This window comes from Flavobacterium sp. (assembly GCF_046293665.1).
Taxonomy (GTDB): domain Bacteria; phylum Bacteroidota; class Bacteroidia; order Flavobacteriales; family Flavobacteriaceae; genus Flavobacterium.
Genome location: NZ_JBKBOL010000007.1, coordinates 36,872 through 52,659 on the forward strand (window position 1 = coordinate 36,872; position 15,788 = coordinate 52,659).

Here is a 15,788-nt window from a genome sequence, read left to right on the forward strand (position 1 = left end):
TTTATTAATCAAAAGGTATTTGACGCGAGTAAGTTGTGGTTTGATTAAAGATTAGAAAACACGATATTTAAATTTGAAAGATTATGACACCACAAGAGTTGTGGTTTGATTAAAGATTAGAAAACACGATATTCGTTATCGACGGTGTTTACTCTTTAGATGGTTGTGGTTTGATTAAAGATTAGAAAACACGATATTTCTACAAAAAGAATATGCTCAAAAAGTAGCGTTGTGGTTTGATTAAAGATTAGAAAACACGATATTGGTGTAAGTATAGATTTTCAAGTCCCGAGCGTTGTGGTTTGATTAAAGATTAGAAAACACGATATTCAAATCTATTGCAGATGTAGATCCTAACATGTTGTGGTTTGATTAAAGATTAGAAAACACGATATTTTGAAAGCTGCAATTAAAACAGCTGAAGCCGTTGTGGTTTGATTAAAGATTAGAAAACACGATATTCTAAAAATTAATTATATTTGTTTAAACTTTGTTGTGGTTTGATTAAAGATTAGAAAACACGATATTCTAATAAATCAAAGTATGAGCAATAGATAGTTGTGGTTTGATTAAAGATTAGAAAACACGATATTTTAACGAACATTTATCAACGTTAGCGATTAGTTGTGGTTTGATTAAAGATTAGAAAACACGATATTTCTTTATCAAATAGCATTATACAATGTGAGTTGTGGTTTGATTAAAGATTAGAAAACACGATATTCCATTTCCTCCATGCATCTTTTAGAGGTTGTTGTGGTTTGATTAAAGATTAGAAAACACGATATTTCTAAAAATTAAATTAACACCTATTAATATGTTGTGGTTTGATTAAAGATTAGAAAACACGATATTATCTATATTAACGGTCAGATAGGGAGCTTTGTTGTGGTTTGATTAAAGATTAGAAAACACGATATTAGATTTAACGCAAGGGCGAATAAGGTAGCGGTTGTGGTTTGATTAAAGATTAGAAAACACGATATTCAACAAATAATATCCATATTTGACTGCAAGTTGTGGTTTGATTAAAGATTAGAAAACACGATATTAACAATTCAAAAGGCTTTGAAGTTTTGACCGTTGTGGTTTGATTAAAGATTAGAAAACACGATATTTATTCCGATTTTGTTAATTTAAGGGCAACAGTTGTGGTTTGATTAAAGATTAGAAAACACGATATTAGGAGCGCTAAAAATAGTTCCGGATAAACTGTTGTGGTTTGATTAAAGATTAGAAAACACGATATTTAAACTTACCGTCCAAAATATCAGCATACAGTTGTGGTTTGATTAAAGATTAGAAAACACGATATTATTTTGTTTGAACATCATCTAAAACATCGAGTTGTGGTTTGATTAAAGATTAGAAAACACGATATTATCTTAAAAAACTTCTACTTATAGCCTCGTGTTGTGGTTTGATTAAAGATTAGAAAACACGATATTAATAATCAAATTACCAGTCATAATCGCCTCGTTGTGGTTTGATTAAAGATTAGAAAACACGATATTTTTCTTGCCCAAATCAACCTTCCTTCATCCGTTGTGGTTTGATTAAAGATTAGAAAACACGATATTTCAAGCATTAATTAGGATTGGAATTGACTAGTTGTGGTTTGATTAAAGATTAGAAAACACGATATTAAAAGGGATTCAGGAAAAAATATACAGCTAGTTGTGGTTTGATTAAAGATTAGAAAACACGATATTAGGAATCGCACCCAAATCAAATTGATAACTGTTGTGGTTTGATTAAAGATTAGAAAACACGATATTCCTTTGTAACTATAAATCGAACCTCATTAGGTTGTGGTTTGATTAAAGATTAGAAAACACGATATTTTTGATTTCGTTTATAGTGTCCGACATCAAGTTGTGGTTTGATTAAAGATTAGAAAACACGATATTTAACTATTTGTAAAACTTTATTATCTTCGTGTTGTGGTTTGATTAAAGATTAGAAAACACGATATTAATTGGCAAAAAAAGCCAGGGCAACGAGTCGTTGTGGTTTGATTAAAGATTAGAAAACACGATATTCTACGATATCACATTGCTTTTTGATTGGGTGTTGTGGTTTGATTAAAGATTAGAAAACACGATATTCATACAAAGATAAAGTAAAATATGATATAAGTTGTGGTTTGATTAAAGATTAGAAAACACGATATTTCTAGAACATAATACTTGCTGATTTCCTCAGTTGTGGTTTGATTAAAGATTAGAAAACACGATATTCAACTATAGCCGCCCATGGAATACCCAATAGTTGTGGTTTGATTAAAGATTAGAAAACACGATATTTTCTCAGGCGCATAGTCAAAGGTTAACCCTGTTGTGGTTTGATTAAAGATTAGAAAACACGATATTGTTGTTGTACGTCTGAAATTCTAAGCCCTGGTTGTGGTTTGATTAAAGATTAGAAAACACGATATTTATTGTTTTCTTCAGATGGCACAGAACCGGTTGTGGTTTGATTAAAGATTAGAAAACACGATATTTTTTGGTTGATGAACTACAATTGCTTCAGCGTTGTGGTTTGATTAAAGATTAGAAAACACGATATTAAACCGTTTACAGCCCAATAGACCAAAACAGTTGTGGTTTGATTAAAGATTAGAAAACACGATATTTTTTCTTTCTTTACTTGTATTTGCCATTCCGTTGTGGTTTGATTAAAGATTAGAAAACACGATATTCTTTTTGCGCTTGCGCTGAAGCTTTTAAGAGTTGTGGTTTGATTAAAGATTAGAAAACACGATATTTGGACTAGGAATGTTTGAAATTAACTGCGAGTTGTGGTTTGATTAAAGATTAGAAAACACGATATTAGTTGGCCCGTTACCTTCTAATAATCAAAGAAATAAAGTATTATATCGTGACAAAAAATGCCTCTTTTATGGACTGATAACCCATAATTGAGGCATTTTTTTATTTCAAAACAACTCCAACTGTGTGGGTTGTGGCTCTTTTGGTACTTCAGCCTTGCCCCAAAAGTTGAGAATATTGCCAAACTGTTTGTCAGTTATTCGCAGGACGCTTACTTTTCCCAATGGTGGTAATAGCTTATGAATTCTTTTTTCGTGAACATCAGCACTTTCTCCACTAGCACAATGACGAACATAAACAGAATATTGCATCATGGCAAAGCCATCTTTCAAAAGGCTGTTGCGAAAGCCACTTGCATTTTTTCGGTCCTTTTTAGTCTCGGTCGGTAAATCAAAAAATACAAATAGCCACATAATTCTGTACCCGTTTAGCTCCATAATTTTGGATATTTTATTTTCTTCCGCTCACCAGTGTAGCATTGTTGCAATGAACTGGCCGTTTTTTGTAATGCTACCATCAAAGGGCTTTTTTCTTCTTTAAAGTAAACCGTTCGGGTAAGTATTTGTAAAAGTTCAACTTTAATCGCGGTATTCAATTCTTGTTCATCAAAATTTTGCATTATTTCATAAACCTTTTCATCAACTATAGGTCGAAAAGGTTCCATAATGTCATCTGCCAAAGCAAACGCATTGTATTTACTTTTATGATGAATACCAAGAGTATTCAATAATCCACTTCCCGACAAAGCCCTTGCCGTAGCAGCTCTTAAAATAGCATAGCCATAATTCAAAAAATTATTGGGATAATCCCCAAATCGCTCACGCTTAAATTTTATCTCAAAAAAAGATTTCCAATATAAATTGGCAGCAACTCCTTCCATATTGGTACTGTCACCACTAAGTACTTTTGAAGCAAGAAATGGGAGTGTGTTTTTTGTCTTTGTGATTTGCTCTAATAAGATACCTTGATTGGTTATTTTTTCAACTATGGTTTGTTGCCATAATTGTTTTTTTAATGGTATGCTGGCATCTATTTGATTTTTAAAAATTTCTTGTTGAATGTGATGGCTGTTGAGGTTGAGAAACATACCATTAGGTAAATGATTGTTGCCACAAATGATAACTGCGGTATTATTTTCAATCAATAAATTCATGGCCGGAATGCTTAGATAGGTTTCGGCATTATCAATCACTAAAAAACCAATGTCTTCTATAGGAACTGTACTTTCTCTAATTTCGGATTTTAGAACAAGTTGTAAATTTTTTGTAGAAATGGTTGTTTTATTTTCTATTAATAGGCTTCTTTTAATCATTTTTTTCTATCTAAACTAGACATAATAAATTTTTACTTTTTACGGTTTCCCGTAAAGAACTCGCTTTTAATGGTTTTAAGTTTGACCTGTGTAACTATTAAATAAGATAATCATGAAAAACTATTATGTTAATAAAAATGCGCAAGCAAACGGAGATCACGAAGTGCATGATGAAGATTGCAAATATTTGCCAACTTATGGCAATAGAAAGGATTTAGGTGAGCATTCAAATTGTAAATCAGCGGTAACGGAAGCCAAAAAGACTTATTCAAAATCAAATGGCTGTAAAACCTGTTCGCCGGATTGTCACACAACTTAATCAAAAAAATAATTGTGGTGGTATTTGTCTCGGGACTAGCTGGCATATAGCTGTTCCGGGAACAAATACTAAACAGATGACATTGACTTGTTAATAAAAACCAAATGACTGCATTCTGGTTGCATTCTCAAATTGTAAACTTGCTATAAGTTGGATATTCGCATTATCATAAAATTACACGAGCTTATTGAAGCCGAACGTACGGGACCGCCAAACGAACTGTCAGGCAAGTTAGGTATTTCAGTAAGGACGGTATTTAATTATATCAATTTTATGAAGGCTGAACTAGAAGCCCCAATAGTATTCAATTCACATACTAAAAATTATTATTACAATAGGTTTTGTGAGTTATGTTTTAAAGGATAAGTATAATTTAAATATGGTATTATGGGTTTCCGATTTTCTAGGCGATTAAACCTCGGCAAAGGATTTGGTATTAATATAAGCAAATCCGGAGTATCACCAAGTGTAAGAACTAAACTAGGCTCTTTTAGTACTAAAGGATATTCTCTTAAAACCGGTGTAACCGGGCTATCATACAGAAAGACAGCAAATTCAAAAGGATGTCTGTTAAGTTTTGTTTTTTACATAGTATTGGGAATTTCAATATACCAAACCCTTAAATAGAAAATTATGAAAACATTTTTATCCATTTTCATTTTACTCATGATTTCTTGTAATCAAACTAATGAAAACAAAATTGAGCAAAGCATTGCATCAACTTGCGAAGCACGTGGCTGTTCTGGTTCAGATTACTGTAGCGCTTGCAAAAATTGTACAGGATGTAAGCATTGTGCTAAACAAGGGGGAAGTTGTGGGGTGTGTAAAAAACCTTCTAAGAAGAAGAAAAGGTAAATTAATAATCCTTTTTGTATTAAAAAAATAATTATTTTTATAAATCTCTAACAATAAGCAGGTTATTTATGAAAGGAATACTTTTAATAGTCGCAATTGCCCTATTGTTAGCTTTAGCACCGTTACCAATCGGTTATTATACCTTCTTAAGAATTCTTGTAACTATCTCATCAATATTTATTATTGCTAAAGAATTAAAAACAGGAATAACTATTTGGTTTATTCTGTTTGGAATTACAGCAATAATTTTCAACCCCATCATACCCATCTACCTTTACCAAAAATCACTATGGATGCCTATAGATATGTTGGCAGCAATACTATTTCTTAGTTATTCATTTAAAAAACAATAAGGTTGTTTTCACAATATTTTAAATATTTACTAGAAAAGCTACAATTTGGTTTTATTGTAATTGTCAGGTTTATGAAGATTCTCTTTCGATGGAGGAAAGGGATTGAATTATTACACCTTGACTTCGCAAAAGAACATCTCTTCGATAGTAGTTTTATAGTGATAAACTACCGTTTTAGAAATGCTTTATTTTATCGTTTTGGCAAACACCTCACATTAGAAAAGCAAATCAAAATTTTCAATCTTAAAAACTTTGAATCCGAATTTGATTTAATTGTATATGGTTTCTTTCGGACGAAAACGTACAAACTGAAATTTGAGCCACAATGGCAATTAGACAATTCAAGTTTCAAAACTTCTTTTTCTAACTTTTACTTGAAATTGGAGCAACAACCAGTTCCTAAACTAGGACAACATGCAATTTATTTAACGATGGACAATCCTATTATCGAAACACCAAAAATTGCAATTGTACACAAAACAATAAAACTAAAAACAAGTACCTATAACCAAAACGAATTTATATGAAAAGAGACTACTATGAATTACCACAATCAGGAGCCATTATGCGCTTTCTATGGAAATGTGCAGGAGGAGATCGTTATCTTTTAGAACGCTCAACTTATTCTGATCAGATCAAATATATGTGCTTGGGAGGGATTGTGTTTGCAACTGGTGCAATGGCAGGATTAGCCGGAGGTTATGCTTTTTACACCATTTTTGAAAAGAGAGGCTCAGCCATCGAAAACCCAGTCGACTTAAATACCGTTTTCTTAGCATTATTTTTTGGGATAATTTGGGGGTTAATGATTTTTAATATTGACCGGTTTATTGTAACCAGTACCGGAAAAGGTGATGGAACTGAAGCTATTACGGTTGGTGAATTGAAAAGTGCATTACCTAGAATATTGATGGGAATGATTATAGCACTTACAATTTCTAAACCTGTGGAAATAAGAATGTTTAAAACCGAGATTGATATCAAATTAAGAGAAAAACAGTTAGAACAGCAGGCAGAATATCAAGCCAAAGTTGATAAGACTTTTGCAGACAGAGAGAAATTATTGGATAAAGAATTTGGTTCAATAGCAGAACAAAGGAAGGCATTAATTGGTAGAATTGAAGCTGCGGAACAAGCTTATACAGATAATTTGATGGGTAAAGGAGAAAAAGTTCCTGCTGGAAATGGTCCATTGTCAAAAGCATTAAAGTCTCAATTGAATGATTTGGAAAGACAATTAGATGATTTTGATAAGCAAAATGGTAAAGATTTAATTGAATTGAATAAAAGAAAAGATGAGTTGCGTGTCGCTAAAGAAAGCGAAAGAGGGAATAATGAAAAAATTGCAAATGGGTTAGATGGTTTATTAGAAAGAATAAAAATTGCTCATGAAGTTGCGGGCTTTTGGATATCTCTTTTCATCACATTATTATTTATGGCAATCGAACTAACACCAATTTTCTTCAAGCTAATGTTAACTAAAACTACCTATGATTATCTGGCTGAAAATCGAGATGAATTATTAAAAGCGGATAATGGCATTGAAGTAAAATATGATTATTACAAAGATAAACAAGGAGTAGAGAAACATCTAACCATTAACCATGAAGCTGAAAGAATAATATTTGAAAAAATTAAAGTTACTGAAATCCAGAAGGAACTAACAGAATACGCTATTCAAAAATATAAAGAGCGTGAAAAGAAAAAAATTGATGATAATCTAGATGATTTTATAAAGCCCGTTGAGTAAAAATGAATAAAGTAGTTAGTGATATAAGGCTTTTTCTTTTCACTTGTTCAGGTGAGGATAATTATATACTGAAAAGATGCAATTGGGGAATCCAAAAAAGATTTGCTCTGATTGGCTTTTTTGTGTTGCTTATTTTTATTGGATGTTTTTTTAGCGCTACATTATTCAGTTATTCATTATTTCAAGGCGCCAGATGGACTAGTGTACCAATTGGTGTTCTATGGGGAGCTATAGTAGTTAATATGTATTTATTACTGTTACACACTATCTCACCCGCAATCATACCGCTGGCATGTAAAAAGAAAAATAAAAAGGAAAATTTTTCAAATACTGATGAAAAGCCAAGATTTTTTACATTATCTATGTTCTCTCGCTTAGGCTTTATGATGCTACTCGCCATCATTATTGCACAGCCACTAAACTTTTCAATACTGTCTTCAACCGTAAAAACACATTTAGAGAAACATAAAATCCAAGAAAGAGTAAAACTTTACTCTTTGACAAATGCACATCTGGTTAAGTCTGAGATTCAAAATCAAAAAGATTTTAATGATAAAGTAATAAGTCGCTTAAAAAGTGAAGAGCTTCAATTGTTTGAAGGTCATTTGAAAAGCATAAATATTAAAATCCAAAATGACAAAAGGTTTATTGCTACTGCATCAAAAAGAATGCAACAGCTAAGTGAAATTGATAGTCATGTTTTTTTGAACAAAAAAGAGAATCAAAAGAAGACAACCTTAATCAATGAAATCGAAGCGCTATTAGACGCACAGATTTCATCCGATGAAGATTTAATTAGCAATCTGAATACTATTCAAGTTTCTGGTATGCTAAAATCAGATTTTGATAATTATAAATCATCCTTTGTTAAACTAGTAACAGAGAAAGTTGAGAATTATAATAAGTTAAATAGTCTATTGGAAAAGAGTAATTTTTACATCAAAACAATTCAACTATTACTAATTGAAAACCCAATCTCATGGATAATAACTATCATAGTTTGTTTAGTATTCTTATTGCCAATATATTTTAAATACAAAGCACGAGATATATCTGCCAAATTATTCATTGAAAATCAAAAAGACAAACCCGAACTAATTAGACTTAGGGAAGAATTAATAAACACTAAGGATTTCACTTGGTTAGAAAGGAAGATAAAAACGATAAATATAAGAGAGATAAGAACATCAGATTATTATTTTCAAAGAATGTTAATTGAACATAAAATAATTTTGGAAGAGTATGACGAAACCAAAAAGACTTTTTCAAAATTATTGACCAATAACATTAAACGGTTTAATAGAAACTCATTATCTAGATTATTACCATTATTAGAAAAACTAAAAAGGATTGACTTATTAAAGTATCAAGAGTTGTCACGAAAAATTTTGACAGAGTATAAAGATGAGGTTGTAATTAAATATGAATATTGGTTAGACTGTCCTTTCAGAACCAAAAGAGTTCATCAATCAACGATCGTTGAAAACCAAGTAGGTCTTTTAGATTTTGTATACAATTCTGAAAATGAAGAAGAAATTTAATGGATAAAATAATCATAAATATTATTAAAGAAGAACCTTTTGTTGGTGAGGATGGATTGGACTATGTAAAAGTTACCAAGGAAATTTTAACCCCACGAAAGACCTACCTAAAAGGAACAATATCCGGTAAATACAGAGGTGATAAAATACCTGATGATTATGACAAAGCTGATTTATACGATTTTGAAATATATGAAGCCGAGGTTTTATGTAACTCTATTGATGATTTTGGCAAAAACAAGCCATTTGTTTTTCCTAACGATTTTAAAAATATTGACAATCTCAAGACTGTAAAAGGAAAAGTATTCCCAAAAAGTAAACTTCCCGAAATTCTTCCTGTAAATATCACTGCTAATTCTAAAACATTTCCCATTAATGTTTTAGAGCCTAAACTGTATGAATTTGAAATCAATCGCAAATACCATCAAACAGAAGGAGATGAGATTTTTGGCAGTTTTAGTGCTTATGTAACAGGTTATGTCTTCGATTACGAAAGAGAAGTAGTTGAAGAAGTTATTGGCCCGATATTATATGATGATGTTGAAGAAGGTGTAATTGAACCGACTATTCCTCCAAAGCCTATCTTATGTATGCCAAGTAATATTGAGACAGGAAAAACAGAAACCAAAGGCAGCTATATCCGTAAAGAATTTAAATGCAGAAATCATAACGATAATGTTTGGGGAAAGTGGGAGTATTATGGCAGTAAAACAGGTTACAACACATTTTATAGCAACACAGGATGCTTGGGTGATTTAATCTCGCTTATTGGAGTTTTAATATTCTTAGGATTCCTAATAGCTATTCTCCCAGGCTTAGGATATTTTATACTATTTTATTTGGCCATTTTAGTAATCGGTCTATTAGCGCCATACTTAAAATGGATTTTTAGAACTATTGGAATAGTTCTTCTTATTGCATTTATTGGATCGCTTATTAATGCTTTTAATGATGGTTCTGTTAGATATAATCCACCACCAACTACAGTTGACACCCAGGAAGAGACAACACAAACAATAGAGCCAATAGTAGATAATAAGATTGATAATTCAAATACTCAAAAGAATAATGAAAATGATTACCTGATAAAAAAATACAGAGAATGGATGGATTATGATGGTAATAAGTATAATGGTTATTATACACTCAAACAAAGTGATATAAGAAAGGCAGGTTTATATAAGACTAATTTACAAATCAGCTCTGCCAACATTAGCAGTTATGATGAGATTGTATTTAGTCTGAAAGAAAATGATAAAACCAAATTAGATGGTCTATATAAACTATTTGACAGTATTCAATCAAATAGAAAACTATCCAATATTAAATTTGCAGAAATGGTGGTATCGTTTGTACAGGATATTCCGTATGTTCTAATTTTAGAGGACAATTGTGACGCAAATCTTTATAGCGATAATTTTACGAGAAGATACCTCTCTAATCCTAAAGCAAAATGTAGTGGCTTCCAAAGATTTGGAATTAATACACCTGTAGAGTTTCTATATAATCTAAATGGTGATTGTGATACAAGAACATTATTGCTTTATACAGTACTCTCACACTATAATTATGATGTAGCATTAATGAGTAGTGAATTTTATGGGCATTCAATCTTAGGCGTTAATCTTCCACTTAATGGCTTATCATATTCATATAACAATCAAAAATACATTCTTTGGGAAACTACCTCACAAAATGTCAAACCGGGATTAATTCCAAATGAAATTTCAAATCTTAATAATTGGAGAATATCCTTAAAATCAAAGTAAAATGAACAAACAAAGCTTATTTTTTACATGCCTAGTAGCGGTTGTAGCAACAGCTCTAATGATAATGGCAATTCAGTTTCTAGCAAAAAAACTAAACGTAAAATCTGAAACGGAGGATAAAATTAATTTGTCCTATGCTGTTTGGTCAGCTTCTATTTTTATTACTTTTTTTATGCTTTTAAAAGTAGCTTTAGAGCAAACAGAGAATGCAATTGAAGTAATTATTTATTCCAAAACAATAGAAAATACTTTTCTGGAAGTAATGCAGCGAATAGCTATATTTACTGGCTTTACGTTCTTTTTTACGTTTTTGTCTTGGTATGTCGTAAATGCAATATTCAAATTCTCTATGGGGAATAGGGTTGATAGTTATGAGATTGAAAAAAACAATATTGGCTACTTTATTTTGAAAGGGGTAGTTTTAGTTCTTTTAGTGTTTTCACTGATAAGTATTTTCGAGCATTTACTTCGTTGGTTTGCGCCGGTAGTTGAAACACCTTTTTATCATTAATAGAATGGGCAAGAATCAGGATGAAGTAGAAAAGACCACTTTTGAGTCTTCATGGTTTTTAATAGGGTCTAAAAGCGATAACAATGAATAATATGAAAACAAAACTATTTTTAGGGATTGCCTTCTTGTCAATACAATTTTTAAATGCTCAAAATACCATTGATGTCACCGAACAAACAATAAAAGTAAAAGCATTGAGTGAAGAAGTAATGTATTTTGGCTTTGCTGAAGGAGATCAGATAATCTTTAATTTAAGTGAGATAGATGGAAAAGAATTAAAGGAAGTAGAAGTAATTGAGTTTCCCTCGGCTTCAAAATTTTCAGATTTCAAAACATCCAAAGTCACAAACAAAGTGATTAATGTGAATACAAAAGGAGTATATAAATTTCGTTTCTATAATAGCTCTTTAGGAGGTAGAATATGCAAAGTTAAAATTCAAAGAATTCCGTCGGAGGATAAATTTAAAGGTTTCAATACTGCTGTAAAGTGGATTAAGGAACAAGATACTATATGGAATTCTTATACTAAAGATGTTATAATTGGGTATGATACGTTAAAAGTTCAAAAGACAAGAAAAGTAATTTCATTAGAGGAGAAAATAGAGGACTTATTTATGGATAAATCCGAAAGAGTCCATTCAACAACCAATAAGAATGGTAATAAAACAAGTGTATTCTTTACCCTTCCTCAAAACCAAATTAATGAGTATGAATCAAGAACGGTAATAGCTTGGGCATATTGGATAGGAGTGGGAGAAGAGTCTAATCAGGCTTGGCAACAAAATAAAAAAGCTATTATTGGAGCTGTAAAAGGCTTTGTTGGTTCAACATTATCTCCGATAGGTGCAATTGCTTTAGGAACAGTAGCTAATCTTATTTTACCATCTAGTGGAGAAGTTATAAGTTATGGCTTGGTAGATGAAGCGAATAAAAACTTATTTTATTCTGGGCTGCAATACAAAGGATATGATTTTGGAAAAGGTGTAGCTGGGTTTAAAAGATTTACAAATGGTTCAATACTACAAGGAACCTATTTTATTGTAATGAGTAATGAAAATATGATGCTAGGTTTAAACGTCAACGTAAAAGTTTCTGCAATTATTGAGCACAAGAAATTTAAAGATGAGGTTTACATTGAAAAACAAGTAACTCCAAAGTATGAAAAACAAATCATTAAAGAGCCGGTAATAAACACAAGAGAGTTGCCGGTCACGTTTGATTACAGGAGATAAGTATGAAAAAGTATATCATATCAATTTTCCTGTTTTCATTCAGCCTCAATGCCCAAGTTAAAATCCTAACCTGGAACGTTGAAAACCTCGGTAACTCTAAATCAGACAGCATCATCACCTACATAGCCAATACCGTCAAAGCGTATGATATAGTGGCTCTGCAGGAAGTAGTTGCCGGTGATGGTGGAGCACAAGCGGTTGCAAAACTAGCAGACGAACTCAACCGAAAAGGAGCCAAGTGGGATTACGCCATCAGCGACCCAACAAGCAGCTCTGCCTACAAAACAGAACGTTATGCTTTTCTTTGGAAAACCGCGAAAGTCAGGTTGGTCAATAAACCTTGGTTGGAGAAAAAATATGGTTTACTAATTGACCGCGAACCCTATTATGCAACGTTTGAATACAATAAAAAACAGTTCACCCTAGCGAACTTCCACGCCATCACCAAAAGTAAACAACCCGAAACCGAAATCAAGCACTTCAAAAACCTTCCCGGTCAATACCCAAACCTCAATATCATTTTTATAGGTGATTTTAATTGCCCGCAATCACATACCGTTTTCAATCCATTAAAAAAGATGGGATACAAACCGGCTTTTGAAAATCAAAAAACTTCTTTAAAAAGAAACTGTCAAGAAGACAATTGTCTTTCCAATGAATTTGACAATATATGGTACAACAGTAATAAAACAGTAGTTAGTAATCCCAAAGCAATTCATTTCTACAAAGATTTTAATGATTTTGCTAAAGCCAAAGAGGTTTCAGACCACATTCCTTTAACAATAGAACTAGAACTTAAATAAGCGATTAATTATGATAAAAACACTACTTAAAAAGACGCGAGTAATTCTAATTATTGCCGTTGTTAGTCTAAGCAGTTGTAAACAAAAGGAACAAGAGCGTCAACAAAATTTTGTCCCGGCTAATGCAGAAGATTTAACAACAGAAGAATTAAAAACGGTTCAGATAGTCACTACTAATAAATACGAATACAGAACTGGAACCAGTGGCGACTATGGCTATAATTATGACGTTTCAGGCTATGATGATAATGGAAACGAAGTTACCGGTAATGTTAGCATGGAAGACAAATACGGAAACGGCACACTAACAAATGCTCAAGGAGATGAAATTAATGTCACTGTAGAATGGATTGGTAAAGGAGAACTAGAAGCTACCGATGATGATGGAAACGAATACGAGCTCACGGTTGATTAAAAATTCGCTATCTTTATAAAAGTCTAAAAGTCGTCCAATGAAAAAAGTTACCTTGCTTGTAGTGATCTTATTACTAACTTCAGTAGTAACTAATGCTCAAAAAATCTATAAAACACCTTCAGGTGCTAAGTACCATTTGGGCAATTGCAGTATGGTGCAAAATGTTTCGGAGGAAATATCTTTTGAAAAAGCTGCCGAATTGGGCTTGCAGCCCTGTAAAATATGTAAGCCAAAAGATTATGTAGCTTTGGGTTTAACTTCTCAAAAAAATCAGGCTCGCGGCCAGTCTCAAACGGTTCAATGCAAAGGGACTACTAAAAAAGGGACACGATGCAAGCACATGACCAGTATTGCAAATGGGTATTGTTTTCAGCACAATCCGGATAGATAAGATAACGCTAATGTTAATCCCGATAGTGAGGCTTTGTACACGAGCGCAGCGAACGGATGAAATTAACGGCTGTTAGGCAAAGTTTTTGGACACTACTTTCGAACTCTTATTCCTTGTTCTTGTAATTTTAATAGCTCACGGGTTTCGGACATATTTTTTCCTTTAGAAGAGCAAAAATCGATCAAATCATATTCTATCACACGCTGAATACTTTCTGCATTATTCGAAACAGATTTAATTTTATAAAATAATTCCTCCATGATATTACCTGCATTTAAATCTTCTTCGTTTCCACAGATAACTTTATGAATTAACCAATTTCTTTGCTTTAAAAAATCGTTTAATTCATCTTGTAATGACGAATTATATAGTTTCTCTTTAATTGCAATTTTAATGGCGTGACCGAAAGTGTAACTCTGGTTTTGTTTTAAAAACTCGTCAGCTCGTTCTTTTGTTTCGGCGTGATTCATTTTAAGAGTTATCGAATGACTTAAAGCTTGTTCGGCCATTTGGGTTTTCAATAAAGCTTCTCCGAGAAAACAATACAAATTTATTTCGCTATTGTTGGCTGGTATTTTTATAACATTGTTTTTCATATACTTTACTTTACGCGTTTGTAAAATTTCGCCAAATGTGCTACGGCTTGCCGCAGTGGCGACGATAGTAAGGTTTAGTTGTAAAGTTAACAAAATTTAGCTTTGTTCGTTCGCCTTAGGCTCGTGTCCGGCTGTCGATTTAACTTCGTTCCGAGCGCTAGCGAAAGGATGAAATAAACTGCTGTTATAATAAGTTTTTATAAGCTTTACGTTAAATTAATTTCTACAATCAATCATAATCGTTCCTGCTTGGCAGATATAAACATCATTTACTTTTGCATTACCCTCATAATGGTCTTTCAAATCCTGTTTTAGTTCTTCGTATTCCCAACTTTCGGCAACTTTTTGAATTTTAACATTGATTAGTCTTCCAACTGGCATAATTGTATATAATCCATCACTGGTTGTTTTGGCATGTTCTGAACCTCCAAGAATTCCATAACTTTCATAGGTTGTATGTAAAGATTCTACAAAAGAATCAGTCTCTTTAAACAATTCACTTTTACTTTTAGAACAACCGGCTATTACAAATAAACAGATTGACAGTATTAAAATTTTATTTCTCATATTTTATTTAGATTTTGTATTGAAAAAACTTTAAAAACCACTCCGCAGAGTGGTTAAAATTATAATCCTACGAATTCATCTGCATTAACTGCGACTGCTTTTTCCAGTGTAACTCTTAAATCGGCACATACTTTTTTCATATCGCTCATGGCTTGGTCTGATGATTTTGTTTTATGCCATAAAGTAGTATTGGGTAGTTCATATACTCTTGAAGCAGACCCCAATGTAAAATGATCATAATAATTTAAGGCTAGTAGAGCAGCTTTAACCTCCGGATTTTTTGCACTAACATCATAAGATATTAATACTTTTGCAACTGTTGTTCCCATTTTTTAAGATTTAAAATTATGGAAATTTACATTCTTGTAATTGTAAAATAGTACGGTTTTCCGTAAAGAGTTGAAATTTTATTATGAATTATTGTAGACTAGAGTCGAATGCGACTATTATTATTTTCTCTGTAATAAAACTTAAAATACTGTTAATAAGTTGTTTGAAATAATTTCCTGATAGATGTGATTGGGAAAATTATAATATCTACTT

18 protein-coding genes and 1 CRISPR repeat array (1 of these 19 cut by a window edge) are annotated in these 15,788 nt (G+C 32.1%); of the genes, 13 read left to right on the forward strand and 5 right to left on the reverse strand.

The genetic code is table 11. From position 1 onward, the window contains the following. Nucleotides 1-2,833: a CRISPR direct-repeat array (repeat unit 36 nt; unit sequence GTTGTGGTTTGATTAAAGATTAGAAAACACGATATT); it begins 364 nt to the left of the window's first position. A 105-nt stretch (nucleotides 2,834-2,938) separates the two neighbouring features. Both cas2 and cas1 read right to left on the reverse strand, forming a co-directional pair. Continuing rightward, on the reverse strand, nucleotides 2,939-3,268 hold the full coding sequence (gene cas2 / locus ACK4R1_RS10665; RefSeq protein WP_409686665.1) for a CRISPR-associated endonuclease Cas2: 330 nt from the start codon (nucleotides 3,266-3,268) through the stop codon (nucleotides 2,939-2,941). Next, on the reverse strand, nucleotides 3,259-4,143 hold the full coding sequence (gene cas1 / locus ACK4R1_RS10670) for a type II CRISPR-associated endonuclease Cas1 (protein ID WP_409686667.1): 885 nt from the start codon (nucleotides 4,141-4,143) through the stop codon (nucleotides 3,259-3,261). The genes cas2 and cas1 overlap by 10 nt, the downstream gene beginning before the upstream one ends. Before the next feature lie 112 nt (nucleotides 4,144-4,255). Here cas1 and ACK4R1_RS10675 point away from each other — a divergent pair, with 112 nt between their 5' ends. From ACK4R1_RS10675 to ACK4R1_RS10735, 13 genes are all read left to right on the forward strand, one after another. Further along, nucleotides 4,256-4,462 (forward strand): hypothetical protein, encoded by a 207-nt coding sequence (locus ACK4R1_RS10675; RefSeq protein ID WP_409686669.1) that lies wholly within the window; start codon nucleotides 4,256-4,258, stop codon nucleotides 4,460-4,462. 387 nt (nucleotides 4,463-4,849) lie between these two features. Next, nucleotides 4,850-5,089: a DUF4236 domain-containing protein gene (locus ACK4R1_RS10680; protein ID WP_409686671.1), complete on the forward strand. Its 240-nt coding sequence runs from the start codon at nucleotides 4,850-4,852 to the stop codon at nucleotides 5,087-5,089. Between the two features lie 6 nt (nucleotides 5,090-5,095). Further along, nucleotides 5,096-5,317, forward strand: coding sequence for a hypothetical protein (locus ACK4R1_RS10685; RefSeq protein WP_409686673.1), 222 nt, complete (start codon nucleotides 5,096-5,098; stop codon nucleotides 5,315-5,317). A 68-nt stretch (nucleotides 5,318-5,385) separates the two neighbouring features. Then, entirely contained in the window at nucleotides 5,386-5,670 is a 285-nt protein-coding gene (locus tag ACK4R1_RS10690; protein ID WP_409686675.1) for a DUF6804 family protein, read from the forward strand. A 71-nt stretch (nucleotides 5,671-5,741) separates the two neighbouring features. Continuing rightward, on the forward strand, nucleotides 5,742-6,197 hold the full coding sequence (locus ACK4R1_RS10695; RefSeq protein WP_409686677.1) for a hypothetical protein: 456 nt from the start codon (nucleotides 5,742-5,744) through the stop codon (nucleotides 6,195-6,197). Beyond that, nucleotides 6,194-7,420: a DUF4407 domain-containing protein gene (locus ACK4R1_RS10700; protein WP_409686679.1), complete on the forward strand. Its 1,227-nt coding sequence runs from the start codon at nucleotides 6,194-6,196 to the stop codon at nucleotides 7,418-7,420. The genes ACK4R1_RS10695 and ACK4R1_RS10700 overlap by 4 nt, the downstream gene beginning before the upstream one ends. Before the next feature lie 2 nt (nucleotides 7,421-7,422). Continuing rightward, on the forward strand, nucleotides 7,423-8,961 hold the full coding sequence (locus ACK4R1_RS10705; protein ID WP_409686681.1) for a DUF4407 domain-containing protein: 1,539 nt from the start codon (nucleotides 7,423-7,425) through the stop codon (nucleotides 8,959-8,961). After that, entirely contained in the window at nucleotides 8,961-10,730 is a 1,770-nt protein-coding gene (locus ACK4R1_RS10710) for a hypothetical protein (RefSeq protein WP_409686683.1), read from the forward strand. Before ACK4R1_RS10705 ends, ACK4R1_RS10710 begins: the two co-directional genes overlap by 1 nt. Before the next feature lies 1 nt (nucleotide 10,731). Next, on the forward strand, nucleotides 10,732-11,241 hold the full coding sequence (locus ACK4R1_RS10715; RefSeq protein ID WP_409686685.1) for a hypothetical protein: 510 nt from the start codon (nucleotides 10,732-10,734) through the stop codon (nucleotides 11,239-11,241). 92 nt (nucleotides 11,242-11,333) lie between these two features. Next, nucleotides 11,334-12,473, forward strand: coding sequence for a hypothetical protein (locus tag ACK4R1_RS10720; RefSeq protein WP_409686687.1), 1,140 nt, complete (start codon nucleotides 11,334-11,336; stop codon nucleotides 12,471-12,473). 2 nt (nucleotides 12,474-12,475) lie between these two features. Then, on the forward strand, nucleotides 12,476-13,276 hold the full coding sequence (locus ACK4R1_RS10725) for an endonuclease/exonuclease/phosphatase family protein (RefSeq protein WP_409686689.1): 801 nt from the start codon (nucleotides 12,476-12,478) through the stop codon (nucleotides 13,274-13,276). Between the two features lie 10 nt (nucleotides 13,277-13,286). After that, on the forward strand, nucleotides 13,287-13,691 hold the full coding sequence (locus ACK4R1_RS10730; protein WP_409686691.1) for a hypothetical protein: 405 nt from the start codon (nucleotides 13,287-13,289) through the stop codon (nucleotides 13,689-13,691). Nucleotides 13,692-13,728: 37 nt separating this feature from the next. Continuing rightward, entirely contained in the window at nucleotides 13,729-14,082 is a 354-nt protein-coding gene (locus tag ACK4R1_RS10735) for a DUF5763 domain-containing protein (RefSeq protein ID WP_409686693.1), read from the forward strand. Between the two features lie 92 nt (nucleotides 14,083-14,174). Here the strand turns inward: ACK4R1_RS10735 and ACK4R1_RS10740 are convergent, their stop codons facing one another. The 3 genes from ACK4R1_RS10740 to ACK4R1_RS10750 all read right to left on the reverse strand — a co-directional run bounded on the left by ACK4R1_RS10740 (nucleotide 14,175) and on the right by ACK4R1_RS10750 (nucleotide 15,574). Beyond that, nucleotides 14,175-14,771 (reverse strand): hypothetical protein, encoded by a 597-nt coding sequence (locus ACK4R1_RS10740; RefSeq protein ID WP_409686695.1) that lies wholly within the window; start codon nucleotides 14,769-14,771, stop codon nucleotides 14,175-14,177. A 123-nt stretch (nucleotides 14,772-14,894) separates the two neighbouring features. Further along, on the reverse strand, nucleotides 14,895-15,245 hold the full coding sequence (locus ACK4R1_RS10745) for a hypothetical protein (RefSeq protein WP_409686697.1): 351 nt from the start codon (nucleotides 15,243-15,245) through the stop codon (nucleotides 14,895-14,897). Nucleotides 15,246-15,304: 59 nt separating this feature from the next. Further along, nucleotides 15,305-15,574 carry a hypothetical protein gene (locus ACK4R1_RS10750; RefSeq protein ID WP_409686699.1) on the reverse strand — a complete coding sequence of 90 codons (270 nt, stop codon included), beginning with the start codon at nucleotides 15,572-15,574 and terminating at the stop codon, nucleotides 15,305-15,307. Nucleotides 15,575-15,788 lie beyond the last annotated feature (214 nt).

Bases quoted from the DNA above. Each gene is read 5' to 3' on its own strand.
- cas2 (WP_409686665.1), bottom strand. From the start codon at position 3,268: ATGGAGCTAAACGGGTACAGAATTATGTGGCTATTTGTATTTTTTGAT.
- cas1 (WP_409686667.1), bottom strand. From the start codon at position 4,143: ATGATTAAAAGAAGCCTATTAATAGAAAATAAAACAACCATTTCTACA.
- ACK4R1_RS10675 (WP_409686669.1), top strand. From the start codon at position 4,256: ATGAAAAACTATTATGTTAATAAAAATGCGCAAGCAAACGGAGATCAC.
- ACK4R1_RS10680 (WP_409686671.1), top strand. From the start codon at position 4,850: ATGGGTTTCCGATTTTCTAGGCGATTAAACCTCGGCAAAGGATTTGGT.
- ACK4R1_RS10685 (WP_409686673.1), top strand. From the start codon at position 5,096: ATGAAAACATTTTTATCCATTTTCATTTTACTCATGATTTCTTGTAAT.
- ACK4R1_RS10690 (WP_409686675.1), top strand. From the start codon at position 5,386: ATGAAAGGAATACTTTTAATAGTCGCAATTGCCCTATTGTTAGCTTTA.
- ACK4R1_RS10695 (WP_409686677.1), top strand. From the start codon at position 5,742: ATGAAGATTCTCTTTCGATGGAGGAAAGGGATTGAATTATTACACCTT.
- ACK4R1_RS10700 (WP_409686679.1), top strand. From the start codon at position 6,194: ATGAAAAGAGACTACTATGAATTACCACAATCAGGAGCCATTATGCGC.
- ACK4R1_RS10705 (WP_409686681.1), top strand. From the start codon at position 7,423: ATGAATAAAGTAGTTAGTGATATAAGGCTTTTTCTTTTCACTTGTTCA.
- ACK4R1_RS10710 (WP_409686683.1), top strand. From the start codon at position 8,961: ATGGATAAAATAATCATAAATATTATTAAAGAAGAACCTTTTGTTGGT.
- ACK4R1_RS10715 (WP_409686685.1), top strand. From the start codon at position 10,732: ATGAACAAACAAAGCTTATTTTTTACATGCCTAGTAGCGGTTGTAGCA.
- ACK4R1_RS10720 (WP_409686687.1), top strand. From the start codon at position 11,334: ATGAAAACAAAACTATTTTTAGGGATTGCCTTCTTGTCAATACAATTT.
- ACK4R1_RS10725 (WP_409686689.1), top strand. From the start codon at position 12,476: ATGAAAAAGTATATCATATCAATTTTCCTGTTTTCATTCAGCCTCAAT.
- ACK4R1_RS10730 (WP_409686691.1), top strand. From the start codon at position 13,287: ATGATAAAAACACTACTTAAAAAGACGCGAGTAATTCTAATTATTGCC.
- ACK4R1_RS10735 (WP_409686693.1), top strand. From the start codon at position 13,729: ATGAAAAAAGTTACCTTGCTTGTAGTGATCTTATTACTAACTTCAGTA.
- ACK4R1_RS10745 (WP_409686697.1), bottom strand. From the start codon at position 15,245: ATGAGAAATAAAATTTTAATACTGTCAATCTGTTTATTTGTAATAGCC.
- ACK4R1_RS10750 (WP_409686699.1), bottom strand. From the start codon at position 15,574: ATGGGAACAACAGTTGCAAAAGTATTAATATCTTATGATGTTAGTGCA.